Raw genomic sequence first — 17,180 nt, 5'->3', positions numbered from 1 at the left:
ATGATTGATTTCCTCACATCGGAAGCCGGTATCCGGCTTGGCGCCTTCATCGCGATCTTCACGGCCATGGCCGCTTTCGAGCTCTGGTCGCCCCGTCTCGAGCGCGACGAGATGATTGGCGCGCTCAAGACGCGCCGCTGGTTCACCAACCTTTCCGTCCTTCTCATCTCGTCAATCATCCTGCGGGTGGTGTTTCCCGCGGCGGCCGTGGGTGCGGCATTGGCCGCGGAGACGCGGGGCATCGGTTTGTTCAACATGCTTCCCCTGCCTGCGCTCGCCGCCGGCATCATTTCGTTCGTGATACTGGATTTCGCGATCTGGCTGGAACATCTGGCCAGCCACAAGATCCCGCTGTTCTGGCGGTTTCACCGCATGCACCATGCCGATACCGGATTTGACGTGACTACGGGCCTGCGCTTTCACCCGGTCGAGATCCTCGTCTCAATGCTCTGGAAGGCGCTTGTGGTCATTGCGCTTGGTGCGCCGGTGCTCTCCGTTCTGATTTTCGAAATCGTCCTGAACGGCACCTCGATGTTCAATCACTCCAATGTGGACCTGCCGCGACCGCTGGATCGCGTGCTGCGTCGATTTATCGTAACGCCTGACATGCACCGGGTGCATCATTCCTCGACGCCAGAGGAAACCGACACGAATTACGGTTTCAACTTCTCTTTCTGGGATCGTATCTTCCGCACCTATCTCGCCCAGCCGGCCGCCGGGCATCAGGCTATGGAGATCGGGCTCAAGGAATATCGCGGCGCGGTCGCAAGCGGGCTCATCTGGTGCCTCGCCCTTCCCTTCCGCAAGCTTTACCGACGCCGCTCAGGCTGAACGCTCAATAGAAGCCCACGGGGAAATAACGCAGATAGAGCTCTTCGAAGCGGCCATTGGCCTCGATCGTCTGGAGAGCATGGTCAAGGGCCGCCTTGAGTTCATGCGCATCTGGCGGTAGCGCTATGGCGAGGCCGTGGCCCAGAAATTCCGGCGCGAAATAGCTCTCGCCAACAAATGCGCAGCACGCATCGTCCGGTTGATCGGCCAGCCAGAAGGAAAGCCGCATGCCGTCACCGAATACAGCATCCAATACACCCTTCTGCAGATCGCCCATCAGCCAGCTGTCACGGCTATAGGTCACGGGCTGCATCCGGGGAAACCAGCTTCTGAGCATCCGCTCGTGAGCAGATCCTGCAATGACGCCGACGCGGCCTTCTGCCCTGCCGCCGGGCTCGAACGGTTCGCCGGATCGCCCGACAAAGCGGGCGGGAAAGCTCAGATAGGGTCTTGAGAACAGGAGCTCAGTGCGGCTCTGGGCGGTAATCGCCACGCCCGCCAGGATAGCCTCCCCTTCCCCGTCGGCCAGTGCGGGGCGGAGCTCATCCCATGGCAGTGCCTGGATCTGGCACCGGTTCTCCATGTCCAGCACTTCGCAAAGCGCACGTGCCAGGTCGACATGAAATCCCGTCAGCCGCCCTTCCTGGTCCAGAAAGTTGAAGGGGAAGAAATCGGTCGTCGTGAGGAAGCGCAGTCTGCGAATGTTGTTCGTGTCGGGTTTTGCCAGGCGCTGACGCTGGTCCCAGACGCGCGGAATGTTCACGTCGTCAGCGCGTGCGGTCAGTGGCACCACCAGCGTAACCAGAAGCAGCAACAGGGTAAGGGTGCGCAAGCAAAACCTCTTCGCAAAATCTCCCTGCTCATAACGCAAGGTGCCAGCCAGAGAAAGCTGCAGGCAGAAAATACACGCGAGCATTGACTCACTATATATTTATGCACATTGTAGTTGTCGGCAGTTCCTATCTGCCGGGGTTGTATGGTGTTTGGGGGTAGGCATGCGTACTGAACCAAGAGCGATCGTCGATCTGCGGCAGGATACGGGACGCCCGCGAGAACCTCTTCAGCACAGACAATTTTAGCCAAAAGCTTACCGCCATTCGGGCTTCGTCCCGCTCAAGCTGATTGGACTGGCTTCATGTTCATCGAACGGTTCATTCCGGGCGCAGGTAATCCTTTGCGTCTACACGTCCCTCCTGCAACGATCCGCCGAGGCAGACACAAACGCAACTATCGACCGAGCCCCGCACAAGAGTGGCAGCCGGTCCTCGATATGCTGGGGATCGAACATGGTGAGGCTTTGGCCATAGAGGCACGCGCGCGGATGTCCGGGCTTACCTTTCAGGCCGAACTGCTTGCCTCGGGGCGTGTATACGAAGACCAACTGTTCCGCGCGCTCGCACGCTGGCTGGGTCTTGGCTTCGAACCCTCAATCAAGCCGCACAATCTCATCCTCCAGGAGGATGGGTGCCTTGAGGCACTTCAACAGACCGATGGCGTGCGTCAGGCGGCAGCCTATGATGGAGAGGGGAACACAGTGCTCCTCATTGCACCTCATGGGCTGGACCTCACCGGCATGCGAGGCTTTCTCGAGCGGTATGAACGCTTGCGCCACAGATTGCGGATCATTCCGCCGTCGGCCTTGCGCAGTGCCATGAAAGCCCGCTCTGCCAAGGCAATCGCCCGCATTGCCGTGAACTCCCTTCATGATCGCCTGCCGAAATTTTCTGCAAGAACCGTGGTCAATGCCTGGCAGGGTGCCTTGATCGGTGCCATTGCTGTGGCATTACCCTCAAGCTTGGTTCTCTGGCCGTCATCGACCTTGCTGAGCCTTCACATCATGCTGTCGGCTTTCTTCTTCTCCTGCATCCTTTTGCGCTTCTTCGCCGGACTGGAGGCGCGCAGGACAGTTCGGGAGCCTGAACTGTCATCTCACACCCCGGAGGATTTGCCGGTCTATACGGTACTTGTTGCGCTATATCGCGAAGCCGATGTCGTCCCGCAGCTTCTGATGGCGCTCAACCGGCTGGTATGGCCGCGGGGGAAGCTGGAGATCAAGCTGGTCTGCGAAGCGGATGATCATGAAACGCTGGAGGCCCTGCGTGCGCATCAGCTCCACCCCCATGTGGAGATTGTCGAGGTGCCGGATATCGGACCTCGGACGAAGCCCAAGGCACTCTCTTATGCACTACCCTTAAGCCGTGGAGATCTGGTGGTTCTATTCGACGCCGAAGACAGACCACACCCCTTCCAGCTCATGGAAGCCTGGCAGACATTCAACAAGAGCGATGACCGGCTTGCCTGCCTTCAGGCTCCGCTTTCGATCAGCAATGGCTCGGACAGCTGGATATCCTCCATGTTCGCCTTCGAATATTCGGCACTCTTCTCCGGCCTTCTGCCGTGGCTGGCGCGACGTGGCTATGTGATGCCACTGGGCGGCACCTCAAACCACTTTCGGCGCGACGCGCTTGAAGAGGTTGGCGGTTGGGACCCTTATAATGTCACGGAAGATGCCGATCTGGGTATGCGCCTGCGCCGGTTTGGCTATCGCAGCGGAACGCTGACCTATCCGACGCTTGAAGACGCGCCAACCGACTTCAAGACATGGCTGCCGCAGCGCACACGTTGGTTCAAGGGCTGGGCGCAGACATGGCTCGTCCATATGCGCAATCCGCGAGAGCTCTATCGTGAATTGGGTTTCGGCAGTTTTCTCATGATGCAGATCATGGTGTCCGGCATGCTGGTTTCGGCCCTTGCCTATGCCATTTTCACGCTGACGGCACTTTTCCTGGCGGGTTTTCACCTGAGCGGCGGCGAACTCACCCGTCAGCAATATGTGCTGCTTGGCCTGGATCTCATGAATGTGGTGCTTGGGCATGCAGCATTCATCGCGCTTGGCTGGTGGACCCTGCCGCGCCAGAAGCGCATCAGCCTCGCGCGACACGCGATCAACACGCCGCGCTACTGGTTCATCATGTCAGTCGCGGCCTGGCGCGCGATCTGGCAGCTGTGTCGGCGCCCTCACCTGTGGGAGAAGACACCGCACAAACCGCACAAGGGAACTCACTTCAAGAAGTCGAGCCCATTGCCGATGATCTTGTCGTCTTCCTTGCCGATGCCGTCCATGTCGCGGCCGTCATAATCGATGGAAAGAAGGATACGGCGGATGACCGCGATGCGCGCACGACGCTTGTCGTTCGCCTTCACGATGGTCCAGGGCGCATGGGCGGTGTGGGTGCGCTCGAGCATGATATCGCGATAGCGAGTGTAATCATCCCACTTGAACATGCCCTGGATGTCGATGGGCGAAAATTTCCAGTATTTCAATCGGCTGTGCCGGCGGTCGTGGAAGCGTTCAAGCTGGGTGATCTGCCCTATATTGAGCCAGAACTTGAACAGGCTGATGCCGTCATTGACGATGGCCTCCTCGAAATTCGGGACCTCCTCAAGGAAACGCTCATGCTGGTCGGGCGTGCAGAAGCCCATGACGGGCTCGACCACACCGCGATTATACCAGGACCGGTCAAAGGTGACGAACTCGCCAGAGGTCGGGAAATGAGCAACATAGCGCTGGAAATACCACTGGCCCATTTCTGTTTCGCTCGGCTTTGGCAACGCCACATTGCGCGCGGTACGCGGATTCATATAGGCGCGGATGCGTGAGATGGTGCCGCCCTTGCCAGCGGCATCGCGTCCCTCGAACAGAGCCATTATGCGGTGGCCGGATTTCTTTTGCCAGGCTTGCAGCTTCACCAGCTCCAGCTGCAGGTCCTCCAGTTGCTTTTCGTATTTCTTCTTCCCCATCCGGTCTTCGTAAGGGTAGCCGCCGTCGGTCAGGGCATTGTCCTCGATCCAGTCGGGAAGCTTCGGATCATCAATATCGAAAACCCGCTCCTTCCCATCGACCTTGAGTTTTACCGGCTCGGCCAGATCCTTATCCAAAGGCACGTTCATAAAAGCGTTTCCTCTTGCAGCTAACAGCAGGCACCCGAATTGCCACTCGACCCCTGGCGCATGCTATTGAGTGGGTTCCTAAACGTCCAGAGCGCGAAAAAAGCTGTCCGATGAAGAAGACTGAAGAGAAGAAAACGGTTCTGGGCGACACCGCCCCCGGTGTCCGCCTGCCCGTGGCGGCGGCTCTGGCGCTCATCACGCTGATCGGTGTCGATCTCTTTCATGGCGGCAACGGTCTGGTCGCGCTTGGGGCGGCCTGTGCGTTTCTGGTGGGCCTGTGGCTTGCCAATGCCGAAGCCAAACGCGAGGTGAAGGCGGAGCTGGAAGAAAAGCCCAAACAGGCCATCGACCGCCTGACCGCACCGCAGTTGGGCGCAGCGGTGTACGATCCCCTCTACATCGTGAATGAAGCGCGCGAGGTTGCCTTCGCAAACGACGCGGCGCAGGAAGCCTTCGGCTCGGTAGCAATGGGGGCTTCGCTGCAGTTGAAATTCCGCGCGCCGGAAGTGCAGGAATTGCTGGATCGCCTGGTGTCGAGCAATCAGCCGCAACGGCTCGATTACCTTGAGCGTGTTCCCGTAGAGCGCGCCTACCGCATCCATGCCGCGCCCATCGGAGAAGGCACAGGGCTTTTTATTTTGCTCTTTCGCGACCAGAGCGAGACGCGCCGCATCGAGAAGATGCGCTCCGACTTCATCGCCAATGCAAGCCATGAGCTGCGAACGCCGCTTGCTTCGGTCTCAGGCTTCATCGAAACACTGCGCGGACCGGCGCGGGAAGACGCGAAAGCACGCGATCACTTCCTGTCCATCATGCATGAGCAGACCAGCCGCATGGCGCGGCTGATCGATGACCTGCTCTCACTTTCGCGCCTGGAGATGAAGCCATTCTCCAAACCGTCCGAACAGGTTGAACTCAATCGCCTCGTCTCCGGTGTGGTGGATTCGCTGAACCACATCGCCGCGGAAAACAATGTGACGATCGAACTCGACATGCCGCAGGATCCGCTGCGCATCAGCGGCAACAAGGACGAGCTGGTGCAGGTTTTCCAGAACCTGATCGAGAATGCCTGCAAATACGGCTCGGATGGCGAGCGCGTCATTGTCAAAGGTCAGGCATTTGGCCACGGTGCCGGGTGCAGCATCACTGTGCGCGATTTCGGTCCCGGCATTCCGCAGGAGCATATTCCCCGCCTGACCGAGCGCTTCTATCGCGTGGATGTGGAAACCAGCCGTGCGCAGAAGGGAACCGGACTGGGACTGGCCATCGTCAAGCATATCCTGTCACGGCATGACGCGCGTCTGTCCATCCGCTCCAAGGTGGGTGAAGGATCGAGTTTCACCGTCAGCTTTCCCGGAGGCGAAAAGTGATACAACTATACACATAGGCATTCGCGAAAGCTCAGATGCAGGTTTCTTTTAACCGTCATTAAGATCGCGTATTCGTCTTCTTTCGCGAAACGAGCTGCCCAAGCCACCAGGGAGTGACCCGACCTATGACGAGCCAGCACATCATGCGCTCCTTTGACGAGGAACTGCGCTATCTGACCAACCAGATCGGCGCCATGGGTGGCTATTCCGAGCGCATGGTGGCGGAGGCTGTTTCCGCTCTTGTCGGAGGTGACGTGGATCTGGCTCGCAAGGTGGTGGCCGATGACGAATATCTCGATCTTCGCGAACGTGAAATCGGCGAGAAAGCCGTTGTGGTCATCGCAAAGCGCCAGCCCATGGCAGGTGATCTGCGCGAGATCGTCGGCGCCATACGCATCGCATCGGACCTGGAACGCATTGGCGATCTTGGCAAAAACATAGCGAAACGCGTGGTGGCAGTGACGGAGAGCCGGCAGCCGATGCGCCTGTTTCGCGGCCTCTCTTCCCTCTCGGACCTTGCGCTGACGCAGTTGAAGGACGTTCTCGACGCCTATGCATCGCGCTCGGCAGATAAGATCGGCTCGGTCCGCGACCGCGATGAAGAGATCGATGCCATGTACACATCGCTCTTCCGCGAGCTTCTCGTCTACATGATGGAAGATCCACGCAACATCACGGCCTGTACGCATCTCCTGTTCTGCGCCAAGAACATCGAACGCATCGGCGACCACGCCACCAATATCGCCGAGACCGTGCACCACATCATCACGGGCACCCAGCTTGCACCGGAGCGGCCGAAGGTCGATCTCAGCCACAAGGTGACGGCGCCGACTGACGACGGCCAGTCCGCCTGACACGTCGGGCTGCCATTTTTTTCACGAGGACAAGCTTGTTCGCCGGGACGAGAACCTCGTCATCACAGCCCTTGGAGCCACTCTGCTCCGGCGGGGCCGCTACCGGCCCCACATGAGGCAGGCACATCATGCCTGCCTGTACTTTCCACTGTCAGCGCGCGCGGCGGCGTTCGGAAGCGGGCTGGTAAGCCAGCTTGGAGTGGTAGCAGCAATAGGGACCGTTTTCGCCGGTATCATTGCCGCAGAAGTTGAAGTCTTCGGAAAGCGGATCGCCATTGGGCCATTTGCAGGTGCGTTCACTGAGCTGAACGAGCTTCAGCTTACGCGACATCGGAATGACCACGTCCTCGACAGGACGGGTGTCCTGATAGGCGATGGCATCTTCCTGGAATTCAACCTGCAGCGCGGTTGCACCTACCGTGGTGGTCACGGTGCGGCTCTGGGTCCGCGTGGTCGAACGGCTGCTGCGGCTCGCGCTTGCTGTGGAAGCGGCTGCTGCCGGTGCCTTTTTCTGGCGGGCATTGTTGCTGGTGGCGCGTCCACGGCTGGAAAGCTTGAGGCGGTGCACCTTGCCGATGACGGCGTTCCGGCTCACGCCGCCCAGCTGAGCTGCGATCTGGCTGGCGCTCAGCCCCTCAGCCCATAGCTTCTTCAGCATTTCGACGCGTTCGTCTGTCCAGTTCATCGGGACACGCTCCTTTTCAGGCGTACGGAATCCCTCCAGGCTCCCACTCGGCATGTCAGCCGAGAGGACACCAGATCTATACAGGTAAGGTGGTCCGCCGCACGATATGTAGTCGTTACTCCTGCAAACTACCGTACCGGTTGACTCCGTGACAAGAGTCGGCAGTGCCCTCGCGAATCTTTTCCCCAACTTGCCGAATCAGTGAGTCATATTTGTCACGGTTAATTTTCCCTTACCGCCTTAACCGCGTCCCAACCGGTTGCGTTGACTTCGCTTCCCAAAAAACGGATATAAAGCCATGTGCCGCCCCCGGGGGCGGCTTTTTGGTTTCATCAGACCGGCGGGCATGGTCCATCCGGTCGGGGGCAGTTCCGGAGCACATGCATGAGCGAGTCTGCGCTCTACAATACCTATGCAAGGATCCCGCTTTCATTTGAGCGCGGTGAAGGATCGTGGCTGATACAGGAAGACGGCACGCGCTACCTGGACTTCGCAGCCGGCATTGCGGTCAACTCGCTGGGACACGCGCATCCGCACATGGTTGCGGCGCTTGTCGGTCAGGCAGGCCGCCTGTGGCACATCTCCAACCTCTATGAGATTCCCGGACAGGACCGCCTGGGCCGTCGCCTGTGCGATGCAAGCTTTGCGGACAAGGCCTTTTTCACCAATTCGGGTGCCGAGGCGCTGGAATGTGCGATCAAGACCGCGCGACGCTATCACCATGCCAAAGGTGACGAGAACCGCTTTCGCATTCTCACTTTTGAAGGCGCTTTCCACGGGCGCACGCTGGCAACGATCGCGGCCGGCGGACAGAAGAAATACATTGAGGGCTTCGGCCCCAAGGTCGAAGGCTTCGATCAGGTGCCGTTTGGCGACCTGAAAGCAACAGAGGCGGCCATAACACCGGAAACGGCCGCCATTCTGGTTGAGCCTATCCAGGGTGAAGGCGGCATTCGCGTGCTGCCCAACGAGACACTGCGCGGATTGCGTGAGCTCTGCGACAAGCACGGCATCCTTTTGCTGCTCGACGAGGTGCAGTCCGGCATCGGCCGTACGGGGCGCCTTTTTGCGCATGAATGGGCTGGCATCACGCCGGACGTAGTTGCGGTCGCCAAGGGCATTGGCGGCGGCTTCCCCATGGGCGTATGCCTGGCCACGGAAGATGCCGCCAGCGGCATGGTGCCCGGTGTACACGGCACAACTTTCGGCGGCAATCCGCTCGCCATGGCCGTCGGCAATGCCGTTCTCGACATTGTTCTTGAAGACGGCTTTCTGGACAAGGTCTCGCAGAAGGGCCTGCTTTTGAAACAGAAGCTGGCCGCACTCGCCGATACCTATCCGCAGGTCGTGGAAGAGGTGCGCGGCAATGGCCTCATGCTCGGCTTCAAGTGCAAGCTGCCCAATCTCCAGGTTCTGGGTGCAATGCGTGATGAGAAGCTGCTTGCAGTGCCTGCAGGCGAGAATGTTCTTCGCCTTCTGCCGCCGCTTACTATCTCCGACGAGGAGATTGATGATGCGGTTGCGCGGATGGAAACTGCCTTCCAGACCCTCTCCGAAAATTCCAGCCAGGGAGACTAACGGCCATGACAAATCCGCGGCACTTCCTCGATCTGTCCGCCGTTTCGGCCCAAGATTTGCGCGGCATCATTGATGATGCACGCACACGCAAGGACGCGCTGAAGGCAGGCAATGCAGACAAGCCGCTCAGCGGCAAGGTTCTGGCAATGATCTTCGACAAACCCTCCACGCGCACCCGCGTCTCGTTTGATGTGGGCATGCGCCAGCTTGGCGGCGAAACGCTGATGCTGACTGGCACGGAGATGCAGCTTGGCCGTTCCGAGACGATTGCCGATACGGCCAAGGTTCTCTCGCGCTATGTGGATGCCATCATGATCCGCACGACCGAGCATGACCGCCTGCTGGAACTTGCGGAGAATGCGACGGTCCCGGTCATCAATGGCCTTACAGACGATACGCATCCCTGCCAGATCATGGCGGATGTCCTGACCTATGAAGAGCACCGCGGCAATGTGAAGGATCGGCTGTTTGCCTGGACTGGTGACGGCAACAATGTCCTCCACTCGCTGGTGGAGGCTTCGGCCCGTTTTGGCTTCCGCCTCAACATCGCCACCCCCTCTGGAAGCGAGCCTGACAATCGCTATATAGATTGGGCGCGTGAAAGCGGCGGTCGCGTCGAGTTGATGCATTCTGCCGAGGATGCGGTCAGCGGAGCGGATTGCGTGGTGACGGATACCTGGGTGTCCATGAACCAGGAACACCGCGCCCGCGGACATAATGTCTTCATGCCCTATCAGGTGAATGAGGCGCTCATGGCCAAGGCGGCCGATGACGCACTCTTCATGCACTGCCTGCCTGCACATCGTGGGGAGGAAGTGACCGATGAGGTGATTGACGGCCCGCATTCGGTGGTGTTCGACGAGGCGGAAAACCGGCTGCATGCGCAAAAGGCGGTTCTGGCATGGTGCCTGCAGGCGGGCTGAGCCCCAGGCATGAGCCCGACCGTCTCGCGCATTGAGTTAAAGACAAAAGGCTTGCGACCGTGAACCAGAACGACCTCAAGCTCGGGCAATTCGGATTTGCCGGAGACGACCATGTGGTGCCATTCGATGTCGAGACGCTGGATGTGCGCGGCCGCGCCGTGCAGATCGGGCCGATGCTCGACCAGATCCTGTCGCGCCATGAATATCCCGAGCCCGTTGGACGTCTTCTTGCCGAAGTAATCGTGCTGACGGTTCTGCTGGGTAGCTCGCTCAAGTTTTCCGGCAAGTTCATCGTCCAAACCCGCACCGATGGCCCGGTGGACATGCTCGTCGCCGATTATACGACACCGGGCTCCGTCCGCGCCTATGCCCGCTTCGACGAAGAGCGGCTGAAAGAAGCTGAAGAAAAGGGTGAGACAACACCAGAGCGGCTTCTGGGCGTCGGCATCCTTGCGCTGACCGTGGACCAGGGCGCGCATATGCAGCGCTACCAGGGCATCGTACAGCTTGACGGCTCGGACCTTGAATCCGTTGCACGCACCTATTTCCGCCAGTCGGAACAGATCCCGACCGAGGTGAAGATGGGCGTCGCGCGTATTGTCATGCCCGGTGAAGGCGGGCAGCAGCACTGGCGTGCGGGCGGGCTTCTCCTGCAATTCACGCCAACTTCTCCCGAACGGAGCCGCATGAGCGACATTTCCGGCGGCGACGGGGATGAAGAAAATACCGGCGACGGACAGCCCGACGACAATGCCTGGCAGGAAGCGCTTGCTCTTGCCGGTACCATCGAACCCGGCGAGCTTGTCGATCCCAGTGTTGGTGTGGAGCGTCTGCTTTACCGTCTGTTCCACGAACAGGGCGTGCGTGCCTATGACGGCACGGATGTGATTGATGACTGCTCCTGTTCGCGGGAGAAAATCCGCGGCATTCTCGACGGGTTTACGGCCGAAGAGATCGAGCAGAGCACGGAGGATGGCGAGATCCACGTCAATTGCGAATTCTGCTCCAAGTCCTACAGCTTCGATGCGAAGGACTTTGACGAGTAGCGCTTAGTTCAGCTGCGCCTCGCTGCCGGGAATATCGAGCGAGAAGGCAGGAATGTCGACTTCGAAGAAGTCCCCGCCTGCCTCCCGCATCGTATAGCGTCCGACCATGATGCCGGAATCCGCGTTTAGCGGGCAGCCTGAGGTATATTCGTAGGATTCGCCGGGTTTCAACACCGGCTTTTCACCGACAACGCCCTCACCTTCCACTTCCTGTACACGCCCCAGCCCGTCCGTGATGTGCCAGTAGCGGGCAAGGAGTTGCACCGTCGTCTCGCCGTGGTTGATTATGCAGATATGGTAGGCCCAGACGAAACGTCCCTCATCCGGGTCGGATTGCTCTGGGAGAAAGAAGGGGCGCACGCGCACCTCTATCTCTCGCGTGGTGGCTTTATACATAGGCCGCACTCTTCAGATCGGCTTCAGGCGGGCAGACCGGCCGCTTCACGCAAGGTGACGCCTTTGTGACCCTTCGTCCTCAGCCAATCGGTTATAGATCGAGAATGTTCCAAATCTTCAGGCATCACAGATGATCGACGGCATCGCCAGACGCGGACTGGACCCTTTGCTGCAGGCTGCGGCAGGCACGATTGCACGCTCGCGCGTTTCTGCCAATGCCATCACCTGGAGCGCCTTTGTCATCGGCATGGGCGCTGCCGTCGCAATCTATTACGGCCAGTTTATCACAGCTTTGCTGCTCATTCTTCTAAGCCGATTGGGCGATGGGCTGGATGGGGCGGTGGCGCGCATCAATGGCAAGACGGACCTCGGCGGCTATCTCGATATCGTTCTGGACTTCGTCTTCTACGGCGCGATCCCACTCGCCTTCATCCTGCACAACCCGGCATCCAATGCCGTTCCGGGTGCGGTGCTGCTCTTTGCCTTTTACGGGAATGGCGCGAGTTTTCTCGCCTACTCCATCATGGCGGAGAAGCGGAAGATGAGTGGTGAGGCGCGTGGTGAGAAAAGCTTCTTCTTCACCACAGGGCTGGCAGAAGCCGGCGAAACGCTGATCGCCTTCAGCCTTGCCTGTCTCATGCCGCAATGGTTTGCGGCCATCGCCTATGTCTTTGCGGCGATGACCATCTACACCACGGTATCGCGCATCATCCTTGCCATGCGCGAACTGCGCTAGGATCAAGCCGCGTTCAGCGCCTGCGTGATGTCGCGGATCAGGTCGTCGCTGTCTTCCAGCCCCATGGAAAGTCTCAGCGTGCCTGCGCCGATACCGGCCTCGGCCTGGGCTTCGGTGGACAGGTTCTTGTGCGTGGTCGTGGCGGGATGAGTGACCAGGCTCTTCGCATCACCAAGATTGTTGGAAATCGCGATGATCGACAGAGCATTCTCGAAGGCGAATGCAGCTTCCTTGCCACCCTTCAGATCGAAGCAGACAAGAGTGGAGCCGCCTTTCATCTGTCGCGCAATGATATCGGCCTGCGGGTGGTCCTTACGGCCCGGATAGACCACGCGCGAAACCTTCTCATGCTCTGCGAGAAAATCGGCAACCTTGCCGGCGGTCTCCGTCTGTTGCCGCACACGCAGCGGCAGCGTCTCGAGACCCTTGAGCAGCGTCCAGGCGTTGAAGGGCGAGAGGCTGGGGCCGGTATGACGGAAATAGTCATGCAGGTTCTCGTCGATCCATTCCTTGTCGGACAGCACGATGCCGCCCAGACAGCGCCCCTGCCCGTCAATATGCTTGGTAGCGGAATAGACGACGACATGCGCACCAAGTTCAAGCGGCTTCTGTTGGAGCGGTGTGGCGAAGACATTGTCGACCACCAGACGCGCGCCGGCGCTCTCGGCCAGCTTGGCGATGGCTGCAATGTCGCAAACTTCAAGCGTCGGGTTTGTCGGGCTTTCCAGGAAGAAGAGCTTCGTGTTGGGACGAACGGCCTCTTCCCAGGCCTTCATGTCCTTGCCGTCTACCAGTGTGATCTCAATGCCGTAACGCGGCATCAGCGTCTCCACCACCCAACGGCAGGAGCCGAACAGTGCACGGGCGGAAACGACATGATCACCGGCCTTGAGCGAACACAGAAGCGCTGCCGAAACGGCCGCCATTCCGGAGGCCATTGAGCGGGCATCTTCCGCGCCTTCCAGCGCGCACATACGCTTTTCGAACATGTCCACAGTGGGATTGGCGTAGCGCGAGTAGATGAAGCCCGGCTCTTCTCCCTTGAAGCGTGCCTCGGCGGCTTCCGCGCTTTCATAGATGAAGCCCTGCGTCAGATAGAGTGCTTCCGACGTCTCGCCGAACTGCGAGCGCTGCGTGCCACCATGAACCAGTGCGGTCTGCGGCTTCCATTCATTGGAGAAATCGTTCGTCATCTTTTCTGCCCATACAAAAACCGGCTGCGAAGGCGCACGCCGGTTTGAAAGTCATCGGGCGCGGCCTTTTAGCGACTTCTTTTACGTGGCTGCAAGCCGACCGGCCAAATCACCACGGGATAAGGTGTCTTTAGAGGCCCCAGCGTCTTGCGTCAATCGCCCGTCTCGGTAAACGTCTCCGGTCAGTATTGACCCGAGGGGACCTGGCTTGAGCGTTACCGGCATCCTGCCCGACCGAGAGATTTCCGGCTTGTTTGATGCGGGCCGTCTGGCATCCGCCCGGCCTCTCGATCCCGACCAGATCCAGCCTGCAAGCCTCGATCTGCGGCTGGGCGAAACCGCCTACCGGGTGCGCGCGAGCTTCCTGCCAGGGCCCGGATCGCTAGTTTCCGAAAAGCTTGATCGGCTGACGCTCCACGAATTCTCGCTGGCTGAAGGAGCGGTACTGGAAACGGGCTGCGTCTATATCGTTCCGTTGATGGAGACGCTGGCGCTGCCGGCCGATGTTTCGGCGTCAGCCAATCCGAAAAGCTCCACGGGGCGCCTCGACATTTTCACGCGCGTTCTCACGGACAATGGCGTCGAATTCGACAAGATCGCGGCGGGCTATAATGGTCCGCTTTATCTTGAGGTCAGCCCGCGCACCTTTCCCATTCTTGCGCGCGCAGGCTCCCGCCTTTCCCAGATCCGCTTCCGGCGCGGCCATTCGCTGCTGGACGAGACCGCGCTTTCGGTTCTTCACGAAGCGCAGACGCTTGTGGCCTCCGACGAGCCGAACATTTCCAATGGCGGCATCGCGCTTTCGATCGATCTTGCCGGTGGCGAAAACGGCCTCGTCGGCTACCGTGCAAAGCATCATACGGGCTTGGTCGATGTGGACCGCAAGGGTGCCTTCAAGGTCTCGGATTTCTGGGAGCCGCTTTACAATCACGGCGCGGCGGAACTGGTGCTGGATCCGGACGAGTTCTACATCCTCGTCTCCCGCGAAGCGGTGCATGTGCCACCGGCCTATGCCGCCGAGATGACGCCTTTCGACCCGCTGGTGGGCGAATTCCGTGTGCATTATGCCGGTTTCTTCGATCCCGGCTTCGGGCATACCGCAGCCGGTGGAACAGGCAGCCGCGCGGTTCTGGAAGTGCGCAGCCACGAAGTGCCGTTCATTCTCGATCACGGACAGATTGTCGGTCGCCTCGTCTACGAGAAGATGGCGGCCAAGCCGGATGCGCTTTACGGCGCGGACCTCAAATCGAACTATCAGGGTCAGGCGCTGAAGCTCTCCAAGCACTTCACCGCAGGCTAGCTCCGCTCCTCCACGCGCAGCGCCTTCACCTCTTCCCGCAGAGCCCTGATCTCCGTCAGGATCAGCTCCTGCTCATGCTGCAGAGCCGAGCGCTCCGCCGTGGCCGCTGCATCATGCTCCTCCTGCATCGCCGATACGATGATACCGATGAAGAGATTGAGCACCGTGAAGGTGGTGCAGACAATGAAGGGAATGAAGAACAGCCACGCCCAGGGAAAGACCTCCATCACCGGGCGCACGATCCCCATGGACCAGCTCTCCAAAGTCATGATCTGGAACAGCGAATAGCCGGAGCGTCCGATCGTGCCGAACCAATCGGGAAAGGATGGCCCGAACATCTTTGTCGCCATTACCGCAAAGACGTAATAGACCAGCGACAGAAGCAGCATGATCGAACCCATGCCGGGAAGTGCCGCCACGAGCCCGCCGACCACGCGCTTGAGCGAGGGCACCATGCTCACGAGACGAAGCACGCGCAGGATGCGCAGCGCACGCAGGACCGAGAAATTCGCCGTGGCAGGCACAAGCGCAATCCCCACCACGAACAGATCAAAAATACGCCAGGGATCGTTGAAGAAGCGACCGCGGTAGACAAAAATTTTTGCGGCTAGTTCGGCGACGAAGATGGCGAGAATGACCTTGTCGATCACCATCAGGAGCGGCCCGAACGCTTCCATGGCCCGCTGCGATGTTTCAAGCCCGAGCGTGATCGCATTCACGATGATCAGCGCGGTGATTGCGGTTTCGAACTTGCGGGATTCCAGAAGTGTCTTCAGCGATTGCACTTGAACAGGGCCCTTCGTCTTGATGTCGAGCGCACAGTTGATGTCTCATGCGCGCTTCGTCAAGAAGCAGCCGCGGCCAAATGAATTGCCGCTTGACAGAAAGCCCACCTCTACGACAAATCATGAGCCTTCAGGCGGGTGTAGCTCAATGGTAGAGCAGCAGCTTCCCAAGCTGACGACGAGGGTTCGATTCCCTTCACCCGCTCCAAATTCCTGAATATTTGAAGGACTTTCGTCCGGGCCTTGCCTAGCGGCACCTTTACCTGAAGGCCATCTCATTATACACGGCCCGCAGGTTTAACAGCCCCGGTCGCAGCCTACCCGGTCAAAACAAGGACTATAGGATCAATGTCGTGCATTCTGCACGTTGGCTGATCGGTGGCCTCATATGAAGGCACCAGAACTTGTCAAAAGACGACATCTATACCGGCCTCACGCAGTTGGGGCAGAAAACTGACATCCCCGACGATCCGGAAAAAGCCATTCTCGAGCGAGTCCCCAACCCGCAAGCGAACGTTCGCTATGCGGTTAGGTTCACGGCCCCGGAATTCACCTCGCTTTGCCCAATGACCGGCCAGCCGGATTTCGCTCATCTGGTCATCGACTATGTGCCCGGGGCGTGGCTTGTGGAAAGCAAGTCGCTCAAGCTTTACCTGACCTCGTTCCGCAATCATGGCGCGTTCCATGAGGACTGCACCGTCTCCATCGGCACGCGCTTGGCAGCACTTCTGGAGCCCGAATGGCTGCGCATCGGTGGCTACTGGTACCCACGCGGTGGAATCCCCATCGACGTATTTTACCAGACGGGGCCGGAACCGACCGATGTGTGGATCCCCGACCAGAACGTACCTACCTACCGTGGAAGAGGGTGAAGGACATGACCACTCCCAAACTCCTGCGCGTTGAAGGCTTCATCTACCTGGCACTCTTCGCGGCCTGCATCCCCCTGGCGAACTGGCTGATTGGAAATGTTGGCACTTTCTGTGTGCCGAAAGGACCCTGCCTTGTACCAGTGTGGCCCGGCATCTCCGCTCCGAGCGGTGTTCTGGCAATCGGTGCGGCGCTTGTACTGCGTGATCTCGTTCAGCGCCGCCTAGGTGTGAGCTGGGCAATGGTGGCGATAGCTGCAGGCGGCGTCCTGTCTGCGCTGGTCGCGCCCCCAGCACTCGTGGCTGCGTCAGTCGCTGCCTTCGTGTTCTCCGAAGCCGCTGATCTGGCGGTATTCACACCTCTCCAGCGCAAGGGACTTGTACTTGCAGTGGTGGCAAGCAGCATCGTCGGGATAATCGTGGACAGCGCCCTCTTCCTCTTCCTTGCTTTCGGGAGCCTCGACCTAGTCGCAGGTCAAGTTATCGGCAAGAGCTGGTCTGTCGTGGCCGCGCTTCCGCTGATCCACTTGCTCCGGCTGCGAGACCAGCGTCTTAATGTCTCCGCAGCTTGAAACAAATTTTCGACGCTCCCCCTGATGCGGGGGAGCGTCGGCAGTCCATCCAAGCTAAAACAACGGCGACTTCACCGCCTTGCATCAGTGG

General features: G+C 59.4%; 17 protein-coding genes, 1 tRNA gene and 1 riboswitch. Of the genes, 12 read left to right on the top strand and 6 right to left on the bottom strand.

Features of this window, described 5'->3' with window-relative positions; genetic code table 11:
* Entirely contained in the window at positions 1-831 is an 831-nt protein-coding gene (locus WA367_RS05490) for a sterol desaturase family protein (RefSeq protein WP_336055779.1), read from the top strand.
* A 4-nt stretch (positions 832-835) separates the two neighbouring features.
* Here WA367_RS05490 and WA367_RS05485 read toward each other — a convergent pair whose 3' ends face one another.
* On the bottom strand, positions 836-1,663 hold the full coding sequence (locus WA367_RS05485; protein WP_336055778.1) for a transporter substrate-binding domain-containing protein: 828 nt from the start codon (positions 1,661-1,663) through the stop codon (positions 836-838).
* A gap of 438 nt (positions 1,664-2,101) precedes the next feature.
* On the opposite strand from WA367_RS05485, the gene WA367_RS05480 reads away from it, so the two are divergent.
* Complete coding sequence (locus tag WA367_RS05480) at positions 2,102-3,970, top strand: glycosyltransferase family 2 protein (RefSeq protein ID WP_336055777.1); 1,869 nt, start codon at positions 2,102-2,104, stop codon at positions 3,968-3,970.
* Here WA367_RS05480 and ppk2 read toward each other — a convergent pair.
* A complete protein-coding gene (gene ppk2 / locus WA367_RS05475) occupies positions 3,892-4,782 on the bottom strand; it encodes a polyphosphate kinase 2 (RefSeq protein ID WP_336055776.1) in 891 nt (296 codons plus the stop codon). The two genes, WA367_RS05480 and ppk2, sit on opposite strands and share 79 nt — an antisense overlap.
* Before the next feature lie 110 nt (positions 4,783-4,892).
* Between ppk2 and phoR the strand changes: the two genes are divergently transcribed.
* Both phoR and phoU read left to right on the top strand, forming a co-directional pair.
* On the top strand, positions 4,893-6,152 hold the full coding sequence (gene phoR, locus WA367_RS05470; protein ID WP_336055775.1) for a phosphate regulon sensor histidine kinase PhoR: 1,260 nt from the start codon (positions 4,893-4,895) through the stop codon (positions 6,150-6,152).
* A 125-nt stretch (positions 6,153-6,277) separates the two neighbouring features.
* Complete coding sequence (gene phoU, locus WA367_RS05465) at positions 6,278-7,006, top strand: phosphate signaling complex protein PhoU (protein WP_336055774.1); 729 nt, start codon at positions 6,278-6,280, stop codon at positions 7,004-7,006.
* 151 nt (positions 7,007-7,157) lie between these two features.
* On the opposite strand, the gene WA367_RS05460 is transcribed toward phoU, so the two are convergent.
* Complete coding sequence (locus WA367_RS05460; RefSeq protein ID WP_336055773.1) at positions 7,158-7,691, bottom strand: GcrA family cell cycle regulator; 534 nt, start codon at positions 7,689-7,691, stop codon at positions 7,158-7,160.
* A gap of 384 nt (positions 7,692-8,075) precedes the next feature.
* Between WA367_RS05460 and WA367_RS05455 the strand changes: the two genes are divergently transcribed.
* Genes WA367_RS05455 through WA367_RS05445 form a run of 3 tightly spaced genes read left to right on the top strand, consistent with a single transcriptional unit; the run spans position 8,076 to position 11,238 of the window.
* Positions 8,076-9,269, top strand: a complete 1,194-nt coding sequence (locus WA367_RS05455) for an aspartate aminotransferase family protein (RefSeq protein WP_336055772.1) — start codon at positions 8,076-8,078, stop codon at positions 9,267-9,269.
* A gap of 5 nt (positions 9,270-9,274) precedes the next feature.
* The gene (gene argF, locus WA367_RS05450) at positions 9,275-10,192 is read left to right on the top strand and encodes an ornithine carbamoyltransferase (protein ID WP_336055771.1); all 918 of its coding nucleotides are present in this window, start codon (positions 9,275-9,277) and stop codon (positions 10,190-10,192) included.
* A 59-nt stretch (positions 10,193-10,251) separates the two neighbouring features.
* A complete protein-coding gene (locus tag WA367_RS05445; protein WP_336055770.1) occupies positions 10,252-11,238 on the top strand; it encodes an Hsp33 family molecular chaperone in 987 nt (328 codons plus the stop codon).
* A gap of 3 nt (positions 11,239-11,241) precedes the next feature.
* Here the strand turns inward: WA367_RS05445 and apaG are convergent, their stop codons facing one another.
* Positions 11,242-11,634 (bottom strand): Co2+/Mg2+ efflux protein ApaG, encoded by a 393-nt coding sequence (gene apaG, locus WA367_RS05440; protein WP_336055769.1) that lies wholly within the window; start codon positions 11,632-11,634, stop codon positions 11,242-11,244.
* A gap of 130 nt (positions 11,635-11,764) precedes the next feature.
* Here apaG and WA367_RS05435 point away from each other — a divergent pair, with 130 nt between their 5' ends.
* On the top strand, positions 11,765-12,370 hold the full coding sequence (locus tag WA367_RS05435; protein WP_336055768.1) for a CDP-alcohol phosphatidyltransferase family protein: 606 nt from the start codon (positions 11,765-11,767) through the stop codon (positions 12,368-12,370).
* A 2-nt stretch (positions 12,371-12,372) separates the two neighbouring features.
* Here the strand turns inward: WA367_RS05435 and WA367_RS05430 are convergent, their stop codons facing one another.
* Positions 12,373-13,563 carry an O-succinylhomoserine sulfhydrylase gene (locus WA367_RS05430; RefSeq protein WP_336055767.1) on the bottom strand — a complete coding sequence of 397 codons (1,191 nt, stop codon included), beginning with the start codon at positions 13,561-13,563 and terminating at the stop codon, positions 12,373-12,375.
* A 48-nt stretch (positions 13,564-13,611) separates the two neighbouring features.
* A riboswitch (SAM riboswitch) is annotated at positions 13,612-13,689 on the bottom strand.
* Between the two features lie 82 nt (positions 13,690-13,771).
* On the opposite strand from WA367_RS05430, the gene WA367_RS05425 reads away from it, so the two are divergent.
* Entirely contained in the window at positions 13,772-14,863 is a 1,092-nt protein-coding gene (locus tag WA367_RS05425; protein WP_336055766.1) for a 2'-deoxycytidine 5'-triphosphate deaminase, read from the top strand.
* Here the strand turns inward: WA367_RS05425 and WA367_RS05420 are convergent.
* The gene (locus WA367_RS05420; RefSeq protein ID WP_336055765.1) at positions 14,860-15,648 is read right to left on the bottom strand and encodes an ion transporter; all 789 of its coding nucleotides are present in this window, start codon (positions 15,646-15,648) and stop codon (positions 14,860-14,862) included. The two genes, WA367_RS05425 and WA367_RS05420, sit on opposite strands and share 4 nt — an antisense overlap.
* 134 nt (positions 15,649-15,782) lie before the next feature.
* Between WA367_RS05420 and WA367_RS05415 the strand changes: the two genes are divergently transcribed.
* The 3 genes from WA367_RS05415 to WA367_RS05405 all read left to right on the top strand — a co-directional run bounded on the left by WA367_RS05415 (position 15,783) and on the right by WA367_RS05405 (position 17,089).
* A tRNA-Gly gene (locus WA367_RS05415) sits at positions 15,783-15,856 on the top strand.
* Positions 15,857-16,052: 196 nt separating this feature from the next.
* Positions 16,053-16,520, top strand: a complete 468-nt coding sequence (gene queF, locus WA367_RS05410) for a preQ(1) synthase (RefSeq protein WP_336055764.1) — start codon at positions 16,053-16,055, stop codon at positions 16,518-16,520.
* A gap of 5 nt (positions 16,521-16,525) precedes the next feature.
* On the top strand, positions 16,526-17,089 hold the full coding sequence (locus WA367_RS05405; RefSeq protein ID WP_336055763.1) for a VUT family protein: 564 nt from the start codon (positions 16,526-16,528) through the stop codon (positions 17,087-17,089).
* The last annotated feature ends 91 nt before the right edge of the window (positions 17,090-17,180 follow it).

The sequence above is a fragment of the Nitratireductor sp. CH_MIT9313-5 genome (assembly GCF_037029545.1).
GTDB lineage: Bacteria > Pseudomonadota > Alphaproteobacteria > Rhizobiales > Rhizobiaceae > Chelativorans.
Note: the sequence above shows the minus strand (reverse complement) of the source record. Positions and strands in the feature narration are given on the sequence as shown.